At 77.0% G+C, this 696-nt stretch carries 1 protein-coding gene; it reads right to left on the bottom strand.

The genetic code is table 11. The annotated features are described in order from the left end of the window. Positions 1-579, bottom strand: a 579-nt coding sequence (locus DZG00_RS16165) for a MarR family transcriptional regulator (protein ID WP_147360101.1), incomplete at its 3' end; no start/stop codon positions are given. Between the last annotated feature and the right edge of the window lie 117 nt (positions 580-696).

Below are 696 nucleotides of genomic sequence, written 5' to 3'. Positions count from 1 at the left end.
GCGTCCCGCTCCGAGCTGACGCGCGAGACGGGCCTCAACCGCTCCACCATCGCCGCGCTCGTGGGCGAGCTGCAGGAGGTCGGCGCGGATCCCGGAGATGATCGCGGCGGCGAGCCGGGCGGCCTGCGCGGCGGTGGGCACGCCGTCGGTGTCGCGGCGGATCCGCTGCTGCACCACGCCGTCGAGGCCGACGAGGCCGACCGTGACCGCGTCGATCTCGGGGTTGACCGCGAAGACGACCACGCGCGGGTCGGCGGAGACGATGGGGCTCGGCCGGCCGACGCGGTTGGTGCCGGGCGGCTCCGACTCCACGACGAGGCCGAGCTCCTGCAGCTCGCCCACGAGCGCGGCGATGGTGGAGCGGTTGAGGCCCGTCTCGCGCGTCAGCTCGGAGCGGGACGCGGGGCCGGTCTCGTGCACGATCTGCAGCACGGTCGCGAGGTTGGAGCGGCGGACGTGGTCGGGGGTGGTGCCTCGGGAGCGGGGATCCGGCGCGAGCGGGACCGACCGGGCGGGATCCACGACCGGTGCGGACGGCTCGGGCGCGCGCTCGGCGTCGCCCGTCTCGTTCCCGGTCACTGGATCCCCACCCGACGAGGCTACCCGGCGGCCGACGGGCGGGCGACGGCCGCGACGCCCTCGGACACCGGCGGCCCCTGGAGCGCCTCCCGCACGCCGCGCTCCCGCCACGACTCG

Source organism: Clavibacter lycopersici (assembly GCF_003576405.1).
In the GTDB taxonomy this organism is placed as follows: Bacteria; Actinomycetota; Actinomycetes; order Actinomycetales; family Microbacteriaceae; genus Clavibacter; species Clavibacter lycopersici.
This window is presented reverse-complemented; position numbering and strand designations above follow the sequence as displayed.